This window comes from Streptomyces sp. NPDC003943 (assembly GCF_053605265.1).
This window is the reverse complement of sequence record NZ_JBSGIW010000008.1, coordinates 75926-99712: the sequence shown is the minus strand read 5'-3', so window position 1 is coordinate 99712 and position 23787 is coordinate 75926. Positions and strand designations below refer to the sequence as shown.

The 23787-nt window shown below is 71.8% G+C and carries 26 protein-coding genes; 14 read left to right on the top strand and 12 right to left on the bottom strand.

The genetic code is table 11. The annotated features are described in order from the left end of the window. Positions 1-97 precede the first annotated feature (97 nt). Genes deoC through ACWEV0_RS05640 form a run of 3 tightly spaced genes read left to right on the top strand, consistent with a single transcriptional unit; the run spans position 98 to position 3397 of the window. The gene (gene deoC, locus ACWEV0_RS05650) at positions 98-1057 is read left to right on the top strand and encodes a deoxyribose-phosphate aldolase (protein ID WP_453146749.1); all 960 of its coding nucleotides are present in this window, start codon (positions 98-100) and stop codon (positions 1055-1057) included. Between the two features lie 5 nt (positions 1058-1062). Then, a complete protein-coding gene (locus ACWEV0_RS05645) occupies positions 1063-2508 on the top strand; it encodes an aldehyde dehydrogenase family protein (RefSeq protein WP_453146747.1) in 1446 nt (481 codons plus the stop codon). Next, a complete protein-coding gene (locus ACWEV0_RS05640) occupies positions 2501-3397 on the top strand; it encodes an aldehyde dehydrogenase family protein (RefSeq protein ID WP_403795853.1) in 897 nt (298 codons plus the stop codon). Before ACWEV0_RS05645 ends, ACWEV0_RS05640 begins: the two co-directional genes overlap by 8 nt. 57 nt (positions 3398-3454) lie before the next feature. On the opposite strand, the gene ACWEV0_RS05635 is transcribed toward ACWEV0_RS05640, so the two are convergent. Further along, positions 3455-3847, bottom strand: coding sequence for a hypothetical protein (locus ACWEV0_RS05635; RefSeq protein ID WP_453146746.1), 393 nt, complete (start codon positions 3845-3847; stop codon positions 3455-3457). Between the two features lie 56 nt (positions 3848-3903). On the opposite strand from ACWEV0_RS05635, the gene ACWEV0_RS05630 reads away from it, so the two are divergent. Next, positions 3904-4599, top strand: coding sequence for a uridine kinase family protein (locus ACWEV0_RS05630; protein ID WP_453146744.1), 696 nt, complete (start codon positions 3904-3906; stop codon positions 4597-4599). A 227-nt stretch (positions 4600-4826) separates the two neighbouring features. On the opposite strand, the gene ACWEV0_RS05625 is transcribed toward ACWEV0_RS05630, so the two are convergent. Then, positions 4827-5549, bottom strand: a complete 723-nt coding sequence (locus ACWEV0_RS05625) for a SigE family RNA polymerase sigma factor (RefSeq protein WP_453146742.1) — start codon at positions 5547-5549, stop codon at positions 4827-4829. A 169-nt stretch (positions 5550-5718) separates the two neighbouring features. Here ACWEV0_RS05625 and afsQ1 point away from each other — a divergent pair, with 169 nt between their 5' ends. The 5 genes from afsQ1 to ACWEV0_RS05600 all read left to right on the top strand — a co-directional run bounded on the left by afsQ1 (position 5719) and on the right by ACWEV0_RS05600 (position 9554). Further along, positions 5719-6396 (top strand): two-component system response regulator AfsQ1, encoded by a 678-nt coding sequence (afsQ1, locus tag ACWEV0_RS05620; RefSeq protein WP_403795842.1) that lies wholly within the window; start codon positions 5719-5721, stop codon positions 6394-6396. Beyond that, entirely contained in the window at positions 6393-7952 is a 1560-nt protein-coding gene (locus tag ACWEV0_RS05615) for an ATP-binding protein (protein ID WP_453146740.1), read from the top strand. Before afsQ1 ends, ACWEV0_RS05615 begins: the two co-directional genes overlap by 4 nt. Positions 7953-7963: 11 nt before the next feature. After that, positions 7964-8602 (top strand): hypothetical protein, encoded by a 639-nt coding sequence (locus tag ACWEV0_RS05610; protein ID WP_453146738.1) that lies wholly within the window; start codon positions 7964-7966, stop codon positions 8600-8602. Between the two features lie 140 nt (positions 8603-8742). Then, on the top strand, positions 8743-9264 hold the full coding sequence (locus ACWEV0_RS05605; protein ID WP_453146737.1) for a VanZ family protein: 522 nt from the start codon (positions 8743-8745) through the stop codon (positions 9262-9264). Positions 9265-9353: 89 nt separating this feature from the next. Then, positions 9354-9554 (top strand): PspC domain-containing protein, encoded by a 201-nt coding sequence (locus tag ACWEV0_RS05600; RefSeq protein ID WP_453146735.1) that lies wholly within the window; start codon positions 9354-9356, stop codon positions 9552-9554. 78 nt (positions 9555-9632) lie between these two features. On the opposite strand, the gene ACWEV0_RS05595 is transcribed toward ACWEV0_RS05600, so the two are convergent. Further along, positions 9633-10073 (bottom strand): hypothetical protein, encoded by a 441-nt coding sequence (locus ACWEV0_RS05595; RefSeq protein WP_451605836.1) that lies wholly within the window; start codon positions 10071-10073, stop codon positions 9633-9635. A gap of 163 nt (positions 10074-10236) precedes the next feature. Next, positions 10237-11391, bottom strand: coding sequence for an adenosine deaminase (locus ACWEV0_RS05590; protein WP_453146734.1), 1155 nt, complete (start codon positions 11389-11391; stop codon positions 10237-10239). A gap of 93 nt (positions 11392-11484) precedes the next feature. Here ACWEV0_RS05590 and ACWEV0_RS05585 point away from each other — a divergent pair, with 93 nt between their 5' ends. Together ACWEV0_RS05585 and ACWEV0_RS05580 are read left to right on the top strand one after the other, a co-directional pair. Beyond that, a complete protein-coding gene (locus ACWEV0_RS05585; protein ID WP_453146732.1) occupies positions 11485-12270 on the top strand; it encodes a GNAT family N-acetyltransferase in 786 nt (261 codons plus the stop codon). An 88-nt stretch (positions 12271-12358) separates the two neighbouring features. After that, positions 12359-13132, top strand: coding sequence for an alpha/beta hydrolase (locus tag ACWEV0_RS05580; RefSeq protein WP_453146730.1), 774 nt, complete (start codon positions 12359-12361; stop codon positions 13130-13132). A gap of 22 nt (positions 13133-13154) precedes the next feature. Here the strand turns inward: ACWEV0_RS05580 and ACWEV0_RS05575 are convergent, their stop codons facing one another. Next, positions 13155-14108 carry a LysR family transcriptional regulator gene (locus ACWEV0_RS05575; protein WP_453146728.1) on the bottom strand — a complete coding sequence of 318 codons (954 nt, stop codon included), beginning with the start codon at positions 14106-14108 and terminating at the stop codon, positions 13155-13157. A gap of 62 nt (positions 14109-14170) precedes the next feature. Between ACWEV0_RS05575 and ACWEV0_RS05570 the strand changes: the two genes are divergently transcribed. The 3 genes from ACWEV0_RS05570 (at position 14171) to ACWEV0_RS05560 (ending at position 17342) form a co-directional block, all read left to right on the top strand. After that, complete coding sequence (locus tag ACWEV0_RS05570; RefSeq protein ID WP_453146726.1) at positions 14171-15481, top strand: MFS transporter; 1311 nt, start codon at positions 14171-14173, stop codon at positions 15479-15481. A gap of 88 nt (positions 15482-15569) precedes the next feature. Next, the gene (locus ACWEV0_RS05565; protein ID WP_453146724.1) at positions 15570-16268 is read left to right on the top strand and encodes a L,D-transpeptidase; all 699 of its coding nucleotides are present in this window, start codon (positions 15570-15572) and stop codon (positions 16266-16268) included. 99 nt (positions 16269-16367) lie between these two features. Next, positions 16368-17342, top strand: a complete 975-nt coding sequence (locus ACWEV0_RS05560) for a sigma-70 family RNA polymerase sigma factor (RefSeq protein ID WP_453146723.1) — start codon at positions 16368-16370, stop codon at positions 17340-17342. A gap of 3 nt (positions 17343-17345) precedes the next feature. Here the strand turns inward: ACWEV0_RS05560 and ACWEV0_RS05555 are convergent, their stop codons facing one another. From ACWEV0_RS05555 to ACWEV0_RS05525, 7 genes are all read right to left on the bottom strand, one after another. After that, on the bottom strand, positions 17346-17615 hold the full coding sequence (locus ACWEV0_RS05555) for an STAS domain-containing protein (protein WP_453146721.1): 270 nt from the start codon (positions 17613-17615) through the stop codon (positions 17346-17348). A 61-nt stretch (positions 17616-17676) separates the two neighbouring features. After that, a complete protein-coding gene (locus ACWEV0_RS05550; protein WP_453146719.1) occupies positions 17677-17826 on the bottom strand; it encodes a hypothetical protein in 150 nt (49 codons plus the stop codon). A gap of 117 nt (positions 17827-17943) precedes the next feature. After that, positions 17944-19221: a thymidine phosphorylase gene (locus tag ACWEV0_RS05545; protein WP_453146717.1), complete on the bottom strand. Its 1278-nt coding sequence runs from the start codon at positions 19219-19221 to the stop codon at positions 17944-17946. An 82-nt stretch (positions 19222-19303) separates the two neighbouring features. Further along, positions 19304-19690, bottom strand: coding sequence for a cytidine deaminase (locus tag ACWEV0_RS05540; protein WP_453146715.1), 387 nt, complete (start codon positions 19688-19690; stop codon positions 19304-19306). Beyond that, a complete protein-coding gene (locus tag ACWEV0_RS05535) occupies positions 19687-20949 on the bottom strand; it encodes an ABC transporter permease (RefSeq protein WP_453146713.1) in 1263 nt (420 codons plus the stop codon). The genes ACWEV0_RS05540 and ACWEV0_RS05535 overlap by 4 nt, the downstream gene beginning before the upstream one ends. Beyond that, positions 20946-22064 carry an ABC transporter permease gene (locus ACWEV0_RS05530; RefSeq protein WP_453146711.1) on the bottom strand — a complete coding sequence of 373 codons (1119 nt, stop codon included), beginning with the start codon at positions 22062-22064 and terminating at the stop codon, positions 20946-20948. The genes ACWEV0_RS05535 and ACWEV0_RS05530 overlap by 4 nt, the downstream gene beginning before the upstream one ends. Beyond that, positions 22061-23701, bottom strand: coding sequence for an ABC transporter ATP-binding protein (locus tag ACWEV0_RS05525; RefSeq protein WP_453146802.1), 1641 nt, complete (start codon positions 23699-23701; stop codon positions 22061-22063). Before ACWEV0_RS05525 ends, ACWEV0_RS05530 begins: the two co-directional genes overlap by 4 nt. Positions 23702-23787 lie beyond the last annotated feature (86 nt).

The following is a 23787-nucleotide window of genomic DNA, read 5'->3' as shown; positions in this document are numbered from 1 at the left end:
CCCACCACTTCCCCGCCGCCACCTGCGCTTTAGTCCGCTCGGACGAGCAGGCCCCTGTACACGCCGCTACGCGCGTAGATATGCTCGACTGGTGACCATGCCCACCACTGCAACCGCAGCACAAGCTTTCGCCGACGTGACCGCGTCCGACAGCACGCTGCGCCGCTTCCTCCACGGGCTGCCCGGCGTCGACGCCGTCGGCCTGGAGGCGCGCGCCGCGTCCCTCGGTACGCGTTCGATCAAGACCACGGCCAAGGCGTACGCCATCGACCTGGCCATCTCCATGATCGACCTGACGACGCTCGAAGGCGCGGACACCCCGGGCAAGGTCCGGGCGCTCGCCGCCAAGGCCGTCAACCCCGATCCGACCGACCGCACGACCCCGACGACCGCCGCCGTCTGCGTCTACCCCGACATGGTGGCCACCGCCAAGGCCGCCCTGAAGGGCAGCGACGTCAAGGTCGCCTCCGTCGCCACCGCCTTCCCGGCGGGCCGCGCGGCCCTCCCCGTGAAGCTGGCCGACACCGCCGACGCCATCGCCGCCGGCGCCGACGAGATCGACATGGTCATCGACCGTGGCGCCTTCCTCGCCGGCCGCTACCTGGAGGTCTACGAGCAGATCGCCGCCATCAAGGCCGAGTGCGGCGACCGCGCCCGCCTCAAGGTGATCTTCGAGACCGGCGAGCTGTCCACGTACGACAACATCCGCCGCGCCTCCTGGCTCGGCATGATGGCCGGCGCGGACTTCATCAAGACCTCGACCGGCAAGGTCGCGGTCAACGCCACCCCCGCCAACACGCTCCTGATGCTGGAGGCCGTGCGCGACTTCCGCGCCCAGACCGGCATCCAGATCGGCGTGAAGCCGGCCGGCGGCATCCGCAACACCAAGGAAGCGATCAAGTTCCTGGTCCTGGTCAACGAGACCGCCGGCCCGGACTGGCTGGACAACCACTGGTTCCGCTTCGGCGCCTCCAGCCTGCTGAACGACCTGCTCATGCAGCGTCAGAAGCTGGCGACCGGCCACTACTCCGGCCCCGACTACGTGACGGTGGACTGATCATCATGACCTCCCCCTCCTCCCCGTTCGAGTACGCACCGGCGCCCGAGTCCCGGTCCGTCGTGGACATCGCGCCCTCCTACGGCCTCTTCATCGACGGCGAGTTCGTCGACGCGGCCGACGGCAGGGTCTTCAAGACCGTCTCCCCCTCCACCGAGGAGGTCCTCTCCGAGATCGCCCAGGCCGGCGCCGAGGACGTGGACCGCGCGGTGAAGGCCGCCCGCCGCGCCTTCGAGAAGTGGTCCGCGCTGCCCGGCTCGGAGCGCGCCAAGTACCTCTTCCGGATCGCCCGGATCATCCAGGAGCGCAGCCGCGAGCTGGCCGTCCTGGAGACCCTGGACAACGGCAAGCCGATCAAGGAGACCCGCGACGCGGACCTCCCGCTGGTCGCCGCGCACTTCTTCTACTACGCGGGCTGGGCCGACAAGCTCGACCACGCCGGCTACGGCGCGAACCCGCGCCCGCTGGGCGTGGCCGGCCAGGTCATCCCGTGGAACTTCCCGCTGCTCATGCTCGCGTGGAAGATCGCCCCGGCCCTCGCGACCGGCAACACGGTCGTCCTGAAGCCCGCCGAGACCACCCCGCTGTCCGCCCTGTTCTTCGCGGACATCTGCCGCCAGGCCGGCCTCCCGAAGGGTGTCGTCAACATCCTCCCGGGTTACGGGGACACCGGCGCCGCGCTCGTCGAGCACCCGGACGTCAACAAGGTCGCCTTCACCGGCTCGACCGCCGTCGGCCGGTCCATCGCGAAGTCCGTCGCGGGCACGCGCAAGAAGCTCACCCTGGAGCTCGGCGGCAAGGGCGCCAACATCGTCTTCGACGACGCCCCCATCGACCAGGCCGTCGAGGGCATCGTCAACGGCATCTTCTTCAACCAGGGCCAGGTCTGCTGCGCGGGCTCCCGTCTCCTGGTCCAGGAGTCCGTCCACGACGAGCTGCTCGACTCGCTCAAGCGGCGCCTGTCCACGCTCCGCCTGGGCGACCCGCTCGACAAGAACACCGACATCGGCGCCATCAACTCCGAGGAGCAGCTGGCCCGGATCACCTCGCTGGTCGAGCAGGGCGAGGCGGAGGGCGCCGAGCGCTGGACCGCCGCCTGCGACATCCCGTCCGCCGGCTACTGGTTCGCCCCGACGCTCTTCACGAACGTCACCCAGGCGCACACCGTGGCCCGCGACGAGATCTTCGGCCCGGTCCTGTCCGTGCTGACCTTCCGTACCCCCGACGAGGCCGTCGCCAAGGCCAACAACAGCCAGTACGGCCTGTCGGCGGGCATCTGGACGGAGAAGGGCTCCCGCATCCTCGCGGTGGCGAACAAGCTCCGGGCCGGAGTCGTCTGGGCCAACACGTTCAACAAGTTCGACCCGACCTCGCCGTTCGGCGGCTACAAGGAGTCGGGCTTCGGCCGCGAGGGCGGCCGTCACGGTCTGGAGGCCTACCTCGATGTCTGACAGTCAGACCCGTCTTGGCGTCTTCAAGACCTACAAGCTGTACGTGGGCGGGAAGTTCCCGCGTTCCGAGAGCGGCCGGGTGTACGAGGTGACCGACACTAAGGGCAAGTGGCTGGCCAACGCCCCGCTCTCCTCCCGCAAGGACGCCCGTGACGCGGTCGTCGCGGCCCGCAAGGCGTTCGGCGGCTGGGCTGGCGCGACCGCGTACAACCGCGGCCAGATCCTCTACCGCGTCGCCGAGATGCTGGAGGGCCGCCGGGACCAGTTCGTGCGCGAGGTCGGCGAGGCCGAGGGCCTCGGCAAGTCGAAGGCCGCCGCAGTCGTCGACGCGGCCGTCGACCGCTGGGTCTGGTACGCGGGCTGGACCGACAAGATCGCCCAGGTCGTCGGCGGCGCCAACCCGGTGGCGGGCCCGTACTTCAACCTGTCCACCCCGGAGCCGACCGGCGTCGTCACCGTGATCGCCCCGCAGGAGTCGTCCTTCCTGGGCCTCGTCTCGGTGATCGCCCCGGTCATCGCCACCGGCAACACCGCGGTCGTGATCGCCTCCGAGCAGGCCCCGCTGCCGGCGCTCTCCCTGGGCGAGGTGCTCGCCACCTCCGACCTGCCGGGCGGCGTCGTCAACATCCTGTCCGGCAAGGCCGCCGAGATGGGCCCGCACCTGGCGGCCCACCTCGACGTCAACGCGATCGACCTGACCGGCGCGGACGCCGACCTGGCCCGCGAGCTGGAGATCGCCGCCGCGGACAACCTGAAGCGCGTCCTGCGCCCGCGCCCCACCGAGGACTTCGCGGAGTCCCCGGGCACGGACCGCATGACCGCGTTCCTGGAGACGAAGACCGTCTGGCACCCCACGGGTTCGCTGGGCGCGAGCGGCTCCTCGTACTAGACCGGGTACACGCGAGAGGCCCCGACCACGAACGGCCGGGGCCTCCTCGTCGTACCGCTACGGCAGCAGGCGCGTCGCCAGCGGCCCCGCCACCGGCAGGTCCGCGAGACCGCCGCCCTTCGTCACCAGGTCGGTCGCCAGGTTCGTGCCGACCGGCTTGAAGTCGGCGACCTGCGTGCCGAGGCCGTTGTCCAGCGGGTCCACGCCGGTGTTGGCCAGCGGGTCGATCTGGAGCTCGGTCAGCGGCTTCACGCCCTGGCCGACGCCTTCCAGGGCGGCCTGGCCGTCCGCCTGGGTCAGCGTGTCCACCGGGAGCGGCAGACCCAGCCCGTCGGCCGCCTGGGCCGCGGCGCCCGCGCCGAGCAGGGCGGCGCCGGCCGCCGTGACGGTGAGCCCGGCCTTCAGCAGGGCGCTGCGGCGGGTGGATCGGGGAGCGGCGTGACTCGCCATGGGGTGGGGTCCTTCCGAAGGGTGGTCGAGCGGGCACCGACAGTAGTGGAGGTGTGATGCTCGATACCAACGGGTCACCTCGGTGGTCCCCTATTGGGGGGAATGGTTCACACTGGTGTCCCGTGAGTTCCCAACCGATCCCGACCCGGGTCGTCCTGCTCGCGGGCCCCTCCGGCTCCGGCAAGTCGTCCCTCGCCGCCCGCACCGGACTGCCGGTGCTCCGTCTCGACGACTTCTACAAGGAGGGTGACGACCCCTCCCTGCCGCTCGTCGACGGCAGCACGGACATCGACTGGGACTCCCCGCTCTCCTGGGACGCGGACGCGGCCGTCGCCGCGATCGAGCAGCTGTGCCGTACGGGACGGACCGACGTGCCCGTGTACGACATCGCCACCAGCTCGCGCGTCGACCACGAGACCCTCGACATCGAGCGCACCCCGCTGTTCGTGGCGGAGGGCATCTTCGCCGCCGACATCGTGGCCCGCTGCCGCGAGCTCGGCGTGCTCGCCGACGCGCTCTGCCTGCGCGGCAGCCCTGCCACCACCTTCCGCCGCCGGCTGCTGCGCGACCTGAAGGAGGGCCGCAAGTCGGTCCCGTTCCTGCTGCGCCGCGGCTGGCGCCTGATGCGCGCCGAGCGCTCCATCGTGGCCCGCCAGGCCGCCCTCGGCGCCCACCCCTGCGCCAGGCCCGAAGCCCTGGGCCGCCTCGCGGCCGCGGCCGCGGGCCGCTGCCGCACGCCTGCGGGCCGCTGATACGCGGTGTGGGCACACGTTCCTCAGGGCGGAACGGGTGGGCACACCGCCGACGCGCGCCGCGCTCACATGGCCGTTCACCACGCGCACCCGCACCCCGCCGTACGCGAACGCGCCGAGGGCCGGACAGGATCCCCCGATCCTGCCCGGCCCTCGCCGGTTCCCCCGTACCCCCGTACGGTCCCCCGTGTTTCCCCCGTGTCCCCCGTGGTCCCCCCGTCAGGCCCTCAGGCGACCAACTCGCCGAAGGACTCCTCCTCGTCACGGCCGAAGCTCAGCACCTCGTCCTCGCGCAGTCGCCGCAGCGAGCGCCAGATGCTCGACTTCACCGTGCCGACACTGATGTCCAGGATCTCCGCGATCTCCGGATCGGTCCTGCCCTCGTAGTAGCGCAGCACCAGCATCGTGCGCTGCAGTTCGGGCAGCCGGGCCAGCGCCTGCCAGAGGACGGCGCGCAGTTCGGTGCCGCGCATCGCGTCCGTCTCGCCGACCGTCTCCGGCAGCTCCTCGGTCGGGTACTCGTTGAGCTTGCGCCGCCGCCAGGCGCTGATGTGCAGGTTCGTCATCGTGCGGCGCAGGTAGCCGCCGACCGCGGCCTTGTCGCTGATCCGGTCCCAGGCGCGGTACGTGGAGAACAGCGCGCTCTGGAGCAGGTCCTCGGCCTCGAAGCGGTCACCGGTCAGGTGGTAGGCGGTGGCGTACAGGGAGGCCCGGCGCTCCTGGACGTAGGCGGTGAACTCCGCCTCCGACCGAGAGGAACGCTCCCCCGTGGCCTCCCCGTACCCCGTACCCCCGTCAGCCAGGGCCACCATGTACGGCGCCTTGCGCTGACGCCCGACGCTGCGAACGCACCCCCGTCCGTTCACCGCGCCGGACTTCTCGGTGCTCCGCGTGACGTCGTGGAGACGCGTGACAACTGCGCTTGAGGTGGTGCTGTGCAGTGCGTTCATCTCGCGCCCCCCGTCGGTTGGAGTCCGTAAGCCCTTGATGTCGAAAAGACTGCCCGCCGCACTTCATGGCGGTGTCCGCCGACTGTCACAGCCGTGTCACAGGCCCCGGAGTGACGGAGGCGTGACCGGACGGTCGATCTCGGACGGCCGCATGGGACAGAATGAGGCCGTGCCTTTCCTGTTGCTGATCGAGGACGACGACGCCATCCGCACGGCCCTCGAACTCTCCCTGTCCCGCCAGGGCCACCGTGTGGCCACCGCGGCGACGGGCGAGGACGGCCTGAAGCTGCTGAAGGAGCAGCGTCCGGACCTGGTCGTGCTGGACGTGATGCTGCCCGGCATCGACGGTTTCGAGGTGTGCCGCCGGATCCGGCGTACGGACCAGCTGCCGATCATCCTGCTCACGGCCCGCAGCGACGACATCGACGTCGTCGTGGGCCTGGAGTCGGGTGCCGACGACTACGTGGTCAAGCCCGTGCAGGGCCGGGTGCTCGACGCCCGGATCCGCGCGGTGCTGCGCCGCGGCGAGCGCGAGTCCACGGACTCGGCGACGTTCGGCTCGCTCGTGATCGACCGCTCGGCGATGACGGTCACCAAGAACGGGCAGGACCTGCAGCTCACGCCGACCGAGCTGCGGCTGCTCCTGGAGCTGAGCCGGCGGCCCGGCCAGGCCCTGTCGCGCCAGCAGTTGCTGCGGCTCGTCTGGGAGCACGACTACCTGGGCGACTCGCGGCTCGTCGACGCCTGTGTGCAGCGGCTGCGCGCCAAGGTGGAGGACGTGCCGTCCTCGCCGACCCTGATCCGTACCGTACGAGGTGTGGGCTACCGGCTGGACGTTCCTGCGTGACCAAGGGGATCGTCTCCGTACTCCGCTTCACCAGCCTGCGGCTGCGGCTCGTCGTCGTCTTCGCCCTGGTCGCGCTCACCGCGGCCGTGTCGGCGTCCGGCATCGCGTACTGGCTGAACCGCGAGGCGGTGCTCAAGCGCACCCAGGACAGCTCGCTCAACGACTTCCGGCAGGAGATGCAGAACCGGGCGGCGACGCTGCCGCTGCGGCCCACGGAGGACGAGCTGCGGCACACCGCCGAGCAGATGGCGAGCGGCAGCGCCGGCTACAGCGTGCTGCTCGTCGGCGAGCGGGCGGCCGGCAAGCCGATCGTGGGCGCCTCCGACCCGGACGTGTTCACGCTCGCGGACGTGCCGGACTCGCTGCGCACGGCCGTGGAGACGCGGCGCGCGGTGACGGAGGGCAACGCCTACCCGTACCACCTGTTCTGGCAGCGGACGCAGCGCGGCGGGACGCCGTACCTGGTCGGCGGGACGAAGATCGACGGCGGCGGGCCGACCGGCTACGTGTTCAAGTCGCTCGCCGCGGAGAAGGCCGACCTCAACTCGCTGGGCTGGTCGCTCGGCATCGCCACCGGCCTCGCCGTGATCGGCTCGGTGCTGCTCGCGCAGGTCGCGGCGACGACCGTGCTGCGCCCGGTGCACCGGCTCGGCGAGGCGGCCCGGCAGCTCGGCGAGGGCAAGCTGGACACCCGGCTGCGGGTCTCCGGCAACGACGAACTGGCCGACCTGTCGCGGACGTTCAACAGCGCGGCCGAGTCGCTGCAGAAGAAGGTCGCGGACATGAGCGCGCGGGAGGAGGCGAGCGCCCGCTTCGTCGCCGACATGTCGCACGAGCTGCGCACCCCGCTGACCGCGCTGACCGCCGTGACCGAGGTCCTGGAGGACGAGCAGGACGCGCTGGACCCGATGATCGCCCCGGCCGTCGCGCTCGTCGTCAGCGAGACGCGCCGGCTCAACGACCTGGTGGAGAACCTGATGGAGGTGACCCGCTTCGACGCGGGCACCGCCCGCCTGGTCCTCGACGACGTCGACATCGCCGACCAGATCACCGCCTGCATCGACGCGCGGGCCTGGCTGGACGCGGTCGACCTGGACGCCGAGCGCGGGATCGTGGCGCGGCTCGACCCGCGCCGCCTGGACGTGATCCTGGCGAACCTGATCGGCAACGCGCTGAAGCACGGCGGATCGCCGGTGCGGGTGTCGGTGCGGACCGAGACGTCCGCCGGGAGCGGCGAGGAGGACCTGGTGATCGCCGTGCGGGACCACGGACCCGGCATCCCCGCGGAGGTCCTGCCGCACGTCTTCGACCGCTTCTACAAGGCGAGCGCCTCCCGGCCCCGTTCGGACGGCAGCGGCCTCGGCCTGTCGATCGCCATGGAGAACGCCCTGATCCACGGCGGTTCCATCACCGCGGACAACTCGACCGGTGCGGACGGGCGGGTGGACGGCGCGGTGTTCGTGCTGCGGCTGCCCCGGGACGCCTCGGGGATAGCGCGCGAGCTGCAGACCCGCAGCAGCCAGGGTGAGGTGCAGGGCGAGGTGGAGGAGAGTTGAGACGTCGCCGTATGAGCCGTACGGGACGGGGACTTGCGGTCCTCGGCGCTGCCGCACTGCTCGCGGGCTGCGGTATCCGTACGACCTCGGTGCCGGTGGACGCGGGCGCGGCCCCCTCGCGGGTGCCGTGCGACACCTCGGCCGGCGCCACGCCCGACGGGGTCGCGCCCGGCACGGGGGTGCCGCTGCACGTGTACCTGCTGTGCGGGGCGCAGCTGGAGCGGGTCGAGCGCCGCTCGCCGCTGCCGGAGGAGAAGGCGGCGGGCGATCCGGTGCGTACGGCCTCGGCGCTGCTCGCCCAGCTGGTGACCGAGCCGTCGGCCGACGAGCGGCAGGCCGGCTTCGCGACGGCCGTGAAGGGCCCGCTGCTGGTCGGCGGCGCCCACAAGGGCGATCTGAAGGGCACGCTGCGGCTCAGCCGCCAGCCCGAGGACCTGCCGGCGGCCGCGCTCGCGCAGATCGTCTGCACCTTCGCCGAGAGCACGGCGGGCGTGGCGACCGCGGGCGGTGACACGGTGGTGCTCGGCGGCCCGGGGTCGTACGAGCCGCGCCGCTATCTGTGCACGGAGCAGTTGAAGGAGCGCCCGGAGTCGGCGGTGTCGTCGGCGCCGGCATCGGCTCCGGCGACGGCTCCGGCAGCGACCCCCTAGGGGTCGGCCAGGGGTCTGTCCGGGTCGGTCCGGGGTGAGGCGGAACCGATTCCGCCGGAGGGCGCGTCTTGGGGGGCGTGCAACCTCAAGGTTCGGGCGGTTCGGGCGGTTCGGGCGGCAGTGCCGCCACGGTGGTACGCGTGACGGGGTTTCTGCTCCTCCTCGCGCATGTGCTCTGCGTCGCCTGGGTGGCGCTCCGGCCGCGGGACGTGGCCTGGGTGACCGCGCCGAACCTGACCCCGCTCGCCGGCATCCGCTCCTATCTGCTGCTCGGCCCGGCCGAGGCGGCCTGGCGGATCGGCAAGGAGATGCTGCTCCTGGCCCCGCTCGGGGTGCTGCTGCCGATGTGCGACGGCCGTCTGCGGGTCTCGCCGTGGGCGTCCCTGGCCCGTACGACGGCGGCGGGCGCGCTGGTGTCACTGGCCGTGGAGCTGTTGCAGACGGCGGTGCCCGGGCAGGTCGTGGACGTGGACTCGGTGCTCCTGAACACGGTGGGCGTGGCCCTCGCGCACGTCCTGCTCGTGCCGGCGGGGCGGGCGCGGCTGCGGCGGCGGGCGGCGGCGCGGTCGGGCGCCTCCCGGGGGTCCTCTCCAGTGCGGAGCCGCAGGGCGGTTCCTCAGGGTGCGACCCCGACGATTCCCAGGGTCGGGATCGCCCCCTAGACCGACGTTTCGTCCCTTCGCCGGCGGCAGCATGGAGGCATCGGACCGCGCGATCACCGGGATCGCCGCCGGAAACGAAGGAGCCCACCATGGCCGCACTTGCCCGCCCCCGTGACGGACGCGTGATCGGCGGAGTGTGCGCGGCGCTGGCCCGGCGCTTCGGCATCTCCGACTGGACGATGCGCGCGATCTTCCTGGTCTCGTGTCTGCTGCCGGGCCCGCAGTTCCTGATCTACCTGGCGCTGTGGGTGCTGCTGCCGGCCGAGAAGTCGCCGAGCCCGGCCTGGTAGTCGCCGCAGGCACGCCGAAGGGGCGCCCATCCGGTCCGGGTGGGCGCCCCTTCGCCATGCCTGCGGGCGGCGCGCTGCTTACAGCGGCAGGCCGCCGGCCAGGCCACCCAGGCCACCCACCGGCAGGCCGTTCAGCGGCAGGCCGCCGAGGAGGCCGGTCGCGCCCTGGAGCGGGGTGGCGGCGAGGCCGCTCTTGGCGCCGTCCAGCGGCAGGTTCGACGCCTGCTTCTGCACCTCGCCCGGGAGGTTCTGGGCCTGGTCGACCGCGCCGGGCACGGCGTTGACGGCCTGCTCCGCGCCGCTGCCGACGGCGGTCTCGCCGCCGGCCAGGGCCGCGTCGGTGCCCGCGGGCAGCTCGGTGACGTCCTCGCCGACCGGGACGGTGTTGGTGACCAGGCCCAGCGCGTCGGGGCCGGCCGGCTCCGGGGCGGGGGCGGCGGAGGCCGTGCCGGCGGCAGCGGCGGCGAAAGCGGCACCCAGGACGGCGACACCGAGCTTCTTGGCGGCGGACTGCTTCATCAGAAAATCTTCCTCGGGAATCTCGGGGATCACGGGGCAGGGCAATTCGGGGAATGCAGAGCGGCTACGCAACCTAACGAGCGAATGCCCTGTCCGCAAACACCGAAATGCGGCCGGGCGTGGTGCGCCCGGCCGCTCCGATGATCGTCCCGAAGACCCTCGCTCAGCCGGTCTGGCGGGAAGACTCGCTGGTGGTGGCGGTCTGCTGGAACAGCCATTCGGACTTCAGCTCGGCGTATCCTGGCTTGATGACGTCATTGATCATGGCGAGTCGTTCATCGAAAGGAATGAACGCTGATTTCATCGCATTGACCGTGAACCAGGCCATGTCGTCGAGCGTGTAACCGAATGCATCGACCAGGAATTCGAATTCCTTGCTCATGCTGGTGCCGCTCATCAGCCGGTTGTCGGTGTTGACCGTCGCCCGGAAGTGCAGCTTGCGGAGCAGGCCGATCGGGTGCTCCGCGTACGAGTCGGCGGCACCGGTCTGGAGGTTCGAGGTCGGGCACATCTCCAGCGGGATCCGCTTGTCGCGCACATAGGCGGCGAGCCGGCCGAGGGTGACCGAGCCGTCCTCGGCGACCTCGATGTCGTCGATGATCCGCACGCCGTGGCCGAGCCGGTCCGCGCCGCACCACTGGAGCGCCTGCCAGATCGACGGCAGGCCGAACGCCTCGCCCGCGTGGATCGTGAAGTGGTTGTTCTCCCGCTTCAGGTACTCGAAGGCGTCGAGGTGCCGGGTGGGCGGGAAGCCGGCCTCGGCACCCGCGATGTCGAAGCCGACGACACCGGAGTCGCGGTAGCGATTGGCCAGTTCGGCGATCTCCAGGGCGCGGGCGGCGTGCCGCATCGCGGTGAGCAGCGCGCCCACCCGGATCCGGTGCCCGTTCGCCCTGGCCTGCCGCTCGCCCTCGCGGAAGCCCTCGTTGACGGCCTCGACGACCTCTTCGAGGCTGAGACCGCCCTCCAGGTGCTGCTCCGGGGCGTAGCGCACCTCGGCGTAGACGACGCCGTCCTCGGCGAGGTCGACCGCGCACTCGGCGGCGACGCGGAACAGCGCCTCGCGGCTCTGCATGACGGCGCAGGTGTGCGCGAAGGTCTCCAGATAGCGCTCGAGCGAACCGGAGTCGGCCGCCTCGCGGAACCAGATGCCGAGCTTGTCGGGCTCGGTCTCCGGAAGCGCGTCATAGCCCTGGGCCCGGGCGAGTTCGATGATCGTGCCGGGGCGCAGCCCGCCGTCGAGGTGGTCGTGCAGCAGCACCTTCGGGGCGCGGCGGATCTGGTCCACGGTGGGGGTGGTGGGGATCTGGCTCGTCATTTCCGCACTGTAGCGCCTACGCGCGTAGAGCGCGCCTCTTCGGCACCTGAATTCTCGGTGCGTGCGCCGGACACGACCGCCTAGCCTGCACCTATGCGCCCTGACGTCACGGAACCCGAACTGCGCCGGATCCACGCCTTCCTGTCCAGGTTCACCCGCCGGCAGGCGGAGCGGACGGTCGACTTCCCCGGCGGCTTCGCGGCACTGAACGAGACCTACGCGCTCTCCCACGGCGACAACCACGTCCTGGTGGACGGCGCCCCCGATCCCGAGGCCCTGCCCGCCCTGGTCGACACGGCCCTGACCGCGCTGCCGCACCGCGCCGTCCACATCCCCGACGAGACCGTCGCCGCCGCCTGCGCCGGCCCGCTCGCCCGCGCCGGCTACACCTGCCGGACGGTCGTGATCATGCGCCACACCGGCCCGGTGCCGGAGCAGGGTGGAGCCCGGGAGGTGGACCTGCCGGCCCTGCGCGGCCCGCTCACCGAGAGCTGGCGCCGCTTCCTCCCCGACGCCCCGGCCGAGGTCGTCCACGACCTGGTGGAGCGCCGCACGGCCCGGCTGCGCGGCGCCGACGACGTCCGTTTCCTCGCCTCCCACGACGAGTTCGGCCAGGTCGCCTCCTGGGCCGACCTCTACCTCGACCCGACCACCGGCATCGCCCAGATCGAGGACCTCGTCACCGCCGAGCCGTACCTCGGCCAGGGCCACGCGGGCGTGGTCCTGGACACCGCGCTGCGCATGGCCGCCGCCGCGGGCTGCACGACCGTCTTCCTGATGGCGCTCGCCGACGACTGGCCGCGCCACTGGTACGAGCGGCGCGGCTTCGTCGCGCTGGGCGAGGTGAACTGGTTCGAACGCGGTTGGCAAACCCCGTAGGCGGGAACGGTGTTCGCTCAGCGGACGATGCGTAACAGAGACCGCGCGTACGGCTGTCGTACACCTCGCCTTCTGAGACTGTTCCGTTATGACGCACAACGCACTCGTGGCACCGACCGGCACCCGGACGCCCCGGCTCGGTCGGCCCGTCGGAGCGACGCAGACGGTCACCGAGGTCGGCGGGGTGGTCCTGCTGCTGCCGGACGGGGAGGCCGTGTCGGGGCGAGGGCCGTCGGCGTGGGCGCACGCGGCGGCGCTGCCGCTCGGGCGGGCGCTGGGGCGGGCGGGGCGGGGCGAGGGGCTCGTCGCGCATGTGGTGCGCTACCGCGGCCGGGGGTGGAACGGGACCGACGCGCAGCTCGCGGCGGACGCGTCGTGGGCGGTCGCGGAGGCGGTGCGGCGGTACGGGGACGTGCCGGTGTGCCTGGCGGGGCGCGGGATGGGGGCGCGGGCGGCGCTGCACGCGGGCGGGCACGCGGCGGTGACGGCGGTCCTGGCGATCGCGCCGTGGCTGCCGGAGGACGACCGGGCGGCCGAGCCCGAGCCCGTACGGCAGTTGGTGGGGCGGCGGGTGCTGCTCGTGCACGGGACGAACGACGCGCGGACGGATCCGGAGCTGTCGTACCGGTACGCCGAGCGGGCCAAGAAGTCGAACCGGGACACCTGCCGCTTCGAGGTGCACGCGGACGGGCACGCCCTGCGGCAGTACCAGGACGAGGTACACGCCCTGGCGGCCGACTTCGTGCTCTCCTCGCTGTTCGGGCGGCCGCAGAGCCGGCCGCTGGCCGACGCGATGGCGGCGCCGCCGCCGCTGGGGCTGCGGATGCCGCTCGCGGCGGGGTTCGGCAGCTCGCGGCGGTAGTTCCCGCCGGCACGCCGGTGGTTCACTCCGGCAGCAGGCTGCCCCGCTTGCTGAGCAGGAACTTCTTGAAGGCGGCGACCGGCGGGGTGTCCGGGTGGCCGTCGAGCCAGGCCACGCCGATCTCGCGGACCGCGCGCGGCGAGGTCACGCCGAGTTCGACGACGCCGGGCCGGGCGACGGCCGGGGGCGGCAGCAGGGCGACGCCGAGGCCGGCGGCGACCAGGCCGCGGAGGGTCTCGGCCTCCTCGCCCTCGAAGGCGATACGGGGCTTGAAGCCGGCCTGGGCGCACAGGTCGTCGGTGATGCGGCGCAGCCCGTAGCCGGGTTCGAGGGTCACGAAGGTCTCGTCGGCGGCCTCGGCGAGCCGGATCCGCTTGCGGGAGGCGAGCCGGTGGTCGTCGGGGACGACGAGCCGCAGCCGCTGCTCGTCGAGGCGGCGGCCGACGAGGTCGGGCGCGTCGGGCACGGGCGAGGTGAGGCAGAGGTCGAGCTCGCCGGAGCGGAGCCGTTCGATCATGGCCTCGCCGTAGTTCTGCACCAGGGTGAAGCGGACCCTGGGGTGGTCGACGCGGAAGGCGCGGATGAGCCCGGGCACGGTCTCGGAGCCCATGGTGTGCAGGAAGCCGAAGGCGACCCGGCCGGCGGCCGGGTCGGCGTCGGCGCGTACGGTGTCGGCGGCGCGCTCGACCTCGGCGAGGGCCCGCTCGGCCGCGCCGAGGAAGCGGCGGCCGGCTGCGGTGAGCGAGACCGTACGGCCGCGGCGGGCGAACAGCGCGACGCCGAGGTCCTCTTCGAGCCGGACCATGGCCCGCGACAGCGTCGACTGCGGCACGCCCATCTCCTGCGCGGCCCGGGTCACGTGCTCGTGCCGGGCGACCGCGGCGAAGTAAGCGAGCCGCGGCGCGAGCAGCAGTCCCATGTCTTCTTCGTTACTGTTCGGTGACAGCCGATGCTGTGACCTGTACTCATGCATCACGGGAACGATTACAGCAGTTCCGTGCATTGGACGCATGAAACGCGTCGGCCTACGTTCGAGGCATGCCTTCCGCCAGTACCAAGGCGGCCGCCACCCGCGCGGTCGCCGACGCAAGCACTGCCTCCCGCGCCGACGCCACCGACTCCCGGCTCGCCCCCGGCCGCCCCGGCTACCGCCGGATGAGCCTCGCGCTGTTCGCCGCCGGAGTGGCCACCTTCGCGCTCCTCTACTCCACCCAGGCCCTCCTCCCCGCCGTCTCGGCCGAGTTCGGCGCCACCGCGTCGGCCGCCTCCTGGACGGTCTCCGCCGCGACCGGCGCGCTCGCCCTGTGCGTCCTCCCGCTCAGCGCGCTGTCCGAGCGCTTCGGGCGCCGCTCGATGATGACGGCCTCGCTCGCGGTCGCCGTCGCCGTCGGTCTGCTCGTCCCGCTCGCCCCGAACCTGGACTGGCTCGTCGCGCTGCGCGCGGTGCAGGGCGCCGCGCTGGCCGGTGTGCCGGCCTCGGCGATGGCGTTCCTGGCCGAGGAGGTGCGGCCGAAGGCGCTGGTCGCCGCGATCGGCCTGTTCGTGGCGGGCAACTCCATCGGCGGCATGAGCGGCCGGATCGTCACCGGCTGGGTGGCCCAGCTGTGGGGCTGGCGGGCGGGCCTGGCGGCCGTCGGCCTGATGGCCGTGGGCTGCGCGGTCGCCTTCCGCGTGCTCATCCCGAAGGCCCGGCACTTCACGCCCGGCACGCTGAACCCGCGGCTGCTCGCGCGGACCGTGCGCGGTCACCTCGCGGACCCGCTGCTCGTGCGGCTCTACGCGATCGGCGCGCTGTTCATGACGGTCTTCGGCGCCGTCTACACGGTGATCGGCTACCGGCTCGTCGAGGCGCCGTTCTCGCTGCCGCAGGGCGTGGTCGGCTCGATCTTCCTGGTCTACCTGGTGGGCACGGTCTCCTCCGCGGCGGCCGGCAAGCTCGTCGGCCGGCTCGGCCGGCGCGGCGCGCTCTACCTGGCGGTCTCCACGACGGCGACCGGGCTGCTGCTCTCGCTCGCCGACGCGCTGCCCGCCGTCCTCACGGGCCTGGTCCTGATCACCGCCGGCTTCTTCGCCGGGCACGCGGTCGCCTCCTCCTCGGTGAGCCGCACCGCGAAGACGGGCCGCGCGCAGGCGTCGGCGCTCTACCAGTCGGCGTACTACCTGGGCAGCAGCGCGGGCGGCACGCTCGGCGCGGTCGCCTTCCACGCGGGCGGCTGGGGCGGCACGGTGGTGATCGGCCTGGTGGCGGTGCTCGGCGTCGTGTCCATCACGCTGTACGGGACGCACAGCGCGCGCGTCGAGGCGCGGCGCGACCGGCAGCGGCAGCGGCAGCGGCTCGCGGCGGCCTGACACTCCGCGATCGGCCGGTCACGGCCCTGCAACCGTTCGGCTCCCCCGAGAGTCTTAACTCTCAGGACTCTAGGGGGAGTTGACGATCATGAGTGCGATTCGAAGAAGAGCGGGCGTCGGCCTCGCGGTCACGTCCCTGGTCGTGCCGCTGACGGTGGCCCTCGGCGCCGCCCCGGCGCAGGCGGCGACGTACTGCAACACGACGACCGGCCCGTACCAGAAGCAGGTGGAGAAGTTCCTCGGCCGGCCCGTCGACGGGCGCCAGTCGCTCACCGACTGCCGGACGATCCAGGCGTTCCAGCAGAAGCACGGGATCCTGCCGTCGGCGGGCTACGCCGGCGTGATCACCTGGCGCACCATGTCGACGATGCTCGCGCAGCGGGCCGCCGGCACCAACCCGAACCGCGAGGGCAGGTGTCCGACCAACAAGGGCCGGATCGCCTGCGTCGACCTGACCCGCCAGCTCAGCTGGATCCAGGACGGCGCGCGCCTCAAGTACGGTCCGGTGCCGGTGCGCACGGGCCGGGACGGCGCGGAGACCCGTACCGGAGCGAAGAAGATCTACTGGCGCCACATCAACCACTGGTCGACGCTCTACCACGTGTCGATGCCGTACTCGCAGTTCTTCGACGGCGGGCAGGCGTTCCACTCGACCACCAAGTCCATGTGGAACCCGCCGGGTTCGGGCGGCTGCGTCAACATGCGGCCGGCGGACGCGAAGGCGTACTGGAACCTGCTGCGGACGGGCGACGACGTGTTCGTGTACGGGCGCAAGCCCGGAACGTGACGGAATCCGCCGAACGGGCCCTCGTTGTCAGTGGGCTGCGCTAGCTTCCCCTCATCGGCGTCGAACGGGCGCCGGTGAGGGGCGAGCGGGGTGGACGCGATGGCCATGACGACCGGCGAGCTGAAGTCGGACGACCTGGAGAAGTACCGTACGGAGCTGACGGGTTACTGCTACCGGATGCTGGGCTCCGCCTTCGAGGCGGAGGACGCGGTGCAGGACACCATGGTGCGCGCCTGGCGCTCGCTCGACTCCTTCGAGGGACGCTCGTCCCTGCGGTCCTGGCTGTACCGGATCGCGACCAACGTCTGCCTGGACGCGCTGAGCGCGGGCAACCGGCGGGCCCGGCCGATGGACCTGACGGATCCGACCCCGGTGGCGCAGGCCCGGCTCAACGAGCGGCCGGAGATCACCTGGCTGGAGCCGGTGCCGGACGGCCGGGTGCTGCCGTCGGTGGCCGACCCGGCGGAGACGGCGGTGTCGCGGGAGACCGTGCGGCTGGCGTTCGTGGCGGCGCTGCAGCACCTGCCGCCGAAGCAGCGCGCGGTGCTGATCCTGCGCGAGGTGCTGGCCTGGAAGGCGGCCGAGGTCGCCGAGCTGCTCGGCCTGACCGTCGCCTCGGTCAACAGCGCCCTGCAGCGGGCGCGCGCGACCATCGCCGAGCAGGCGCCGGCCACCTCTGACGCGGCGGATCCGCTGGACGAGGAGCAGAAGGCGCTCCTGGACCGCTATGTGGCGGCCTTCGAGGGCTACGACATGCAGGCCCTCACGGCGCTCCTCCACGAGGACGCGACGATGTCCATGCCGCCGTACGACCTGTGGCTGCGCGGCCACGACGACATCGTGGGCTGGATGCTGGGCGTCGGCGAGGTGTGCCGTGGCTCCCGGCTGGTGCCGGCCGTGGCGAACGGCCAGCCGGCCTTCGCCCACTACCACCCGGACCCGGAGGGCGGCTTCGCGCCGTGGGCCCTGATCGTGCTCCAGGTGCACGACGGGAAGATCGGCGGGATGGACTTCTTCCTGGACACCAAGCGCTGGTTCCCGCTGTTCGACCTCCCGGAGCGGCTGCCGGCCTGAGCGTCATACGAGCTCGTCGAGCCCGACGGCCCCGAGCAGCGCGCGCAGCTCGTCCCGCACCCCCGTGAACACCAGCCGGTGCCCACGCCGCAGCGCGGCGAGCCGCAGCCGGGCGAGGGCGTCGACGGCGGCGAGATCGGCCCGCTCCAGCCCGCCGACCTCGCAGACGACGACGCCCGGCTCGGCGGCGTCGAGCAGCGCGCACAGGCGCCTGACGTCGTCGGGCGCGGGCCGGGCGGGCAGCCGCAGTTCGAGAGTGCGTGAGGTGTCCACACCGGGTGGACCGGTGGCGGGCCCGGAACTCATCGCACGGCATGGGGAAGGGGGCCGGGGCTCAGCTGACGGGGAACTCGGCGGTGTCGCGGGTGAGGTCGAAGGGGGGCGGGGAGGTGATCTCCTCGGGCGCGTCCGTCTCCTCCCAGAGCCGGACGAGGTCGCTCCACTCGTACCCGTGTGACGAGTGGTCGACGGTGAGTGCGCCCATGGCGGTCTCCTCTATCGGTGCGTCACCGATCCCAGCATGCCGAACGGGGCCGGTGGAGGTCCACCGGCCCCGTTCACCCGAAGGCGTCACTGGCACATGCCAGAGGCGATCATCGCGTCACGCGATGCGGTCCAGGACGATCGGGTTCGGGGTGAACGACGTGCCCGCCGGGGCGATGTCCCACGCCGCCGTCAGCGACTTGAGGGCGTAGTCGAACTTCTCCGGGGTGTCGGTGTGCAGGGTCAGCAGCGGCTGGCCCGCCGTCACCGTGTCGCCCGGCTTCGCGTGGAGTTCGACGCCGGCGCCGGCCTGGACCGGGTCCTCCTTGCGGGCGCGGCCGGCGCCGAGGCGCCAGGCGGCGATGCCGATGTCGTAGGCGTCGAGGCGGGTGAGGACACCGGAGGACGGCGCGGTGACGACGTGCTGCTCGCGGGCGACCGGGAGGGTGGCGTCCGGGTCGCCGCCCTGGGCGGCGATCATGCGGCGCCAGGCGTCCATGGCGGAGCCGTCGGCGAGGGCCGTGGCCGGGTCGGCGTCCTTGATGCCGGCGGCGTCGAGCATCTCGCGGGCGAGGGCGACGGTGAGCTCGACGACGTCGGCCGGGCCGCCGCCGGCGAGGACCTCGACGGACTCGCGGACTTCGAGGGCGTTGCCGGCGGTGAGGCCGAGCGGGGTGGACATGTCGGTGAGCAGGGCGACCGTCTTGACGCCGCTATCGGTGCCGAGCGCGACCATGGTGGAGGCGAGTTCGCGGGCGTCCTCGATGTTCTTCATGAAGGCGCCGGTGCCGACCTTGACGTCGAGGACCAGGGAGCCGGTGCCCTCGGCGATCTTCTTCGACATGATGGAGGAGGCGATGAGCGGGATGGCCTCGACCGTGCCGGTGACGTCACGCAGCGCGTAGAGCTTCTTGTCCGCCGGGGCCAGGCCGTCGCCGGCCGCGCAGATGACCGCGCCGGTGGTGTCCAGGACGTGCAGCATCTCCTCGTTGGAGAGCAGCGCCCGCCAGCCGGGGATGGACTCCAGCTTGTCGAGGGTGCCGCCGGTGTGGCCGAGGCCGCGGCCGGAGAGCTGCGGGACGGCCGCGCCGCAGGCGGCGACGAGCGGGGCGAGCGGCAGGGTGATCTTGTCGCCGACGCCGCCGGTGGAGTGCTTGTCGGCGGTCGGCCGGGAGAGGGACGAGAAGTCCATGCGCTCGCCGCTCGCGATCATCGCGGCGGTCCAGCGGGCGATCTCGTCGCGGTTCATGCCGTTCAGCAGGATCGCCATGGCCAGCGCGGACATCTGCTCGTCGGCGACCTCCCCGCGGGTGTAGGCGTCGATGACCCAGTCGATCTGCTCGGGGCTCAGCTCGCCCTTGTCCCGCTTGGTCCGGATGACGGAGATGACGTCCATGTGGTGGTGCCTCTTTCTACGCGCATAGAGGGGGAAAGCAGGAGCGGCCCTTCCATCCTGGCGGAAGGGCCGCTCCTCGGTACTACTTCAGGTGGTCCGGGCCGAACGCCTGCGGCAGCATCTCCGCGAGCGTCACGAACCCGGCGGGTGTCTCCAGGACCAGTTCGGGGCCCCCGAACTCGTGCAGCAGCTGCCGGCAGCGCCCGCACGGCACCAGGGACTCGCCCCGGCCGTCGACGCACACGAAGTGCGTGAGCCGTCCGCCTCCGGTCGCCTGGAGCTGCGAGACCAGTCCGCACTCGGCGCACAGGCCGAGGCCGAACGAGGCGTTCTCCACGTTGCAGCCGGAGACCACCCGCCCGTCGTCGACCAGGGCCGCCGCGCCGACCGGGAAGCCCGAGTACGGCGCGTAGGCGTGCGACATCGCCTCCCGGGCCGCCTTCCGGAGAAGGTCCCAGTCGGGGGTCACTTGCCCTGGCCCTTCTGGTACGGCAGGCCGTCCGCCTTCGGCATCCGCAGGCGCTGCGCCGAAAGGGCGAGCACGAGCAGCGTGGTGACGTACGGAGCGGCGTCGACGAACTGGCTCGGCACCTGGTCGGTGAGCACGTACCAGAAGAAGAAGCCGACGGCGAAGACGGCGCCGAGGGCGGCGACCACCCACTTCTTCCGGTACATCTGCCACAGCGCGGCGATCACCAGGAGCAGCGCGACGAGCAGCAGCAGCGCGTGGACGTTCTCGGCGCCGCCGCGCAGCTTGAGGCTGTCGGTGAAGCCGAACAGGCCGGCGCCCATGGCCATGCCGCCCGGCATCCAGTTGCCGAAGATCATCGCGGCGAGACCGATGTAACCGCGGCCGCCGGTCTGGCCCTCCTGGTAGATGCCGGTGGAGACGATCGCGAGGAACGCGCCACCGAGGCCGGCGAGGCCGCCCGAGACCACCACGGCGATGTACTTGTACTTGTAGACGTTGACGCCCAGGGACTCGGCCGCGACCGGGTTCTCACCGCAGGAGCGCAGCCGCAGGCCGAAGGCCGTGCGCCACAGCAGCCACCAGGTGGCCGGGATCAGCAGGACGGCGACGACGGTCAGCAGCGACAGGTTGGTGACCAGGCCGCCGATGATGCCGGCGATGTCCGAGATCAGGAACCAGTGCTTCTGCTGGAGGTCCTGCAGCCAGTCCGAGAGTCCCGGGATGGTGATGTCGGTGATCTGGTCGATGCGCGGGGACTGCTTGGCGGAGCCGCCCTCGGCCTCGGCGAAGGTGAACTTCGACAGGTACTTGGTGAAGCCGAGCGCCAGGATGTTGATCGCCACACCGGAGACGATGTGGTTCACGTTGAAGGTGACCGTGATGATCGCGTGCAGCAGGCCGCCGAGCGCGCCGCCGAGGATGCCGACGACGACACCCGTCCACGGGCCCCACTGGTAGCCGGCCCAGGCACCGAACCAGGTGCCGAGGATCATCATGCCTTCGAGACCGATGTTGACGACGCCCGCACGCTCGGACCACAGACCGCCGAGACCGGCCATGGCGATCGGCACGGCGAGCTGGAGCGCGCCGGAGACCTGGCCGACCGAGGTGAGGTCGTCGGCGCCGGACACGACCCGGACGAAGGAGAAGAGGACGAGACCGGCCGCGACGATCAGCAGGATCCAGGGCCAGGTCAGCTTGCGGCGCGCGGCCTTCTTCGGCGCGGCGCTGGGCTTGGCGACGGTGCCGGTGCTCATGCCGCCACCTCCTTGTCGGTCTTGATGGCGCGGCCGGCGGCCAGCTGTTCGCCGACCTTCTGCTGCTGGCGGCGGAGGCCGTAACGGCGGACGAGCTCGTAGGAGACGACCACGGCGATCACGATGATGCCCTGCATGATCTGCGTGATCTCCTTCGGGTACCCGTTGGTGTCCAGCGAGGAGGACGCCTTCTCCAGGAACGCGAAGAGGAGGGACGAGAACAGGATGCCGACCGGGTGGTTGCGGCCGAGCAGGGCGATGGCGATGGCCGTGAAGCCGACGCCGACCGGGAAGTCGAGGCTGTACGTGTGGGTCTCGCCGAGCAGCGTCGGCATGCCGGACAGACCGGCGAGGCCACCCGAGATCAGCATCGCGGTGAGGATCATCTTCTTGGCGTCGACACCGCTGGCCTGGGCGGCGGACTCGCTGGCGCCGGTGGCGCGCAGGTCGAAGCCGAACTTGGTGCGGTTGAGGACGAACCAGTAGACGACGCCGAGCGCGAGCGCGACGAAGGTGAAGCCGTAGATGACGCCGTTGCCCTCGCCCATGTCGATGCCGGGGAACCAGCCGGACTCGGGGATCTCACCGGTGGTGAGGTTGTTGGAGCCGGGCGGCTGGACGCCCCAGTTCTTCGGCAGGATCAACCAGGCCACCAGCGAGGTCGTGATGGCGTTGAGCATGATCGTCGAGACGACCTCGGAGACGCCGCGGGTGGTCTTGAGGATGGCCGCGATACCGGCCCAGAAGGCGCCGACGAGGATCGCGACGATCACGATCAGCAGGATGTGCAGCGGACCGGGCAGGGTCACGGAGGCACCAACGACGGCCGACACCATCGCCGCGAGGCGGTACTGGCCGTCGACGCCGATGTTGAAGAGGTTCATCCGGAAGCCGATGGCCACCGCCAGGGACGCCAGGTAGTAGATGCCGGTCTGGTTGATGATCAGCACCTGGATGTCGGAGTATCCGGCGTTCTCGATCATCAGCCGGATCGGCTCGATCGGGTCGAGACCCGTGGCGAGCAGCACCAGCACGGTGAGCACGAAGGAGGAGACCAGCGCGAGCACCGGGCCCGCGGCCCCGATGAGCAGCTTGTCCTTGTCGATCTTCATCATCGGGCGTCACCGTCTTCGGGGTGCTGGTCGTTGCCCTCGAGGCGGCCGGTGGCGGCGCCGGTCATGGCGGAGCCCAGCTCCTCGGGCGTGATGGTGGCGGGGTCGGCGTCGGCCACGAGCCTGCCGCGGTACATGACCCGCAGGGTGTCGGACAGGCCGATGAGCTCGTCGAGGTCGGCGGAGATCAGCAGCACGGCCAGGCCCTCGCGGCGGGCGTCGCGGATGGCGTCCCAGATCTGCGCCTGCGCGCCGACGTCCACACCCCGGGTGGGGTGGGCGGCGATCAGGAACTTGGGGGCGTGGCTCATCTCGCGGCCGACGATCAGCTTCTGCTGGTTGCCGCCGGACAGCGAGGCGGCGGTGACGTCGATGCCGGGCGTGCGGACGTCGTACTCGCGCACGATCCGCTCGGTGTCCTTGCGGGCGGCCTTCGGGTCGAGGATGCCGCGCTTGGAGTTGGGCGCCTCGGTGACGTGGCCGAGGATGCGGTTCTCCCAGAGCGGGGCCTCCAGCAGCAGGCCGTGGCGGTGGCGGTCCTCGGGGATGTAGCCGATGCCGCCCTCGCGGCGCTTGCGCACCGAGACCTTGGAGATGTCGTCGCCGTCGAGGGTGATGACACCCGCGTCGGGGGCGTTCATGCCCATCAGGGCCTCGATGAGCTCGGTCTGGCCGTTGCCCTCGACGCCCGCGATGCCCAGGATCTCGCCCTTGTGGATGGTGAGGGAGACGTCGTCGAGCAGCTTGCGCCCGGCGACCGGCTCCTCGTGCATCGTGGCGGACCGGGAGGGGTCCTCGGGCGCCGCGGTGGTCACCGGGGCGGCGGCCGCGGCGCCGGCCTCGGTCAGGGTGAGGCCCTGGACCCGGAGCATCGGGACGTCCGTCACCGTCGACTCGCGGGTCTCCGGGGAGGGCAGCTCGGTGCCGACCATCAGCTCGGCGAGCTGCTTGGTGGTGGCGGTCTTCGGGTCGGCGGTGCCGACCGTGGTGCCGCGGCGGATGACGGTGATGTCGTCGGCGACCTTCAGGACCTCGCCGAGCTTGTGCGAGATGAAGATGACCGTGAGGCCCTCGGACTTGAGCTCGCGCAGGTTGTCGAAGAGCGCGTCGACCTCCTGCGGGACCAGCACGGCGGTCGGCTCGTCGAGGATCAGGATGCGGGCGCCGCGGTAGAGGACCTTGAGGATCTCCACGCGCTGCCGGTCGGCGACGCCGAGGTCCTCCACGAGGGCGTCGGGGCGGACGCCGAGACCGTACGCGTCGGAGATCTCCTGGATCTTCCTGCGGGCCTTGGCACCGATGCCGTGGAGCTTCTCGCCGCCGAGGACGACGTTCTCCAGGACGGTGAGGTTGTCGGCGAGCATGAAGTGCTGGTGCACCATGCCGATGCCGCGCGCGATGGCGTCACCGGGGCTGGAGAAGGAGCACTGCTCGCCGTCGATGGCGATGGTGCCCTCGTCCGGCTTCTGCATGCCGTAGAGGATCTTCATCAGGGTCGACTTGCCGGCACCGTTCTCACCGATGAGGGCGTGAACGGTGCCCTTCCGGACGGTGATGTCGATGTCCTTGTTGGCGACGACGCCGGGGAAGCGCTTGGTGATGCCGTGGAGTTCTACGGCAGGGGGGCTGGACGCGTTGATGGCGCACTCTCCTTGGCCGAAAGGAGTGGGAGCGGAGTGGGCAGGCGGGGCGGGGCGAAGGTATCGTGCCACTAGGACATCTACGC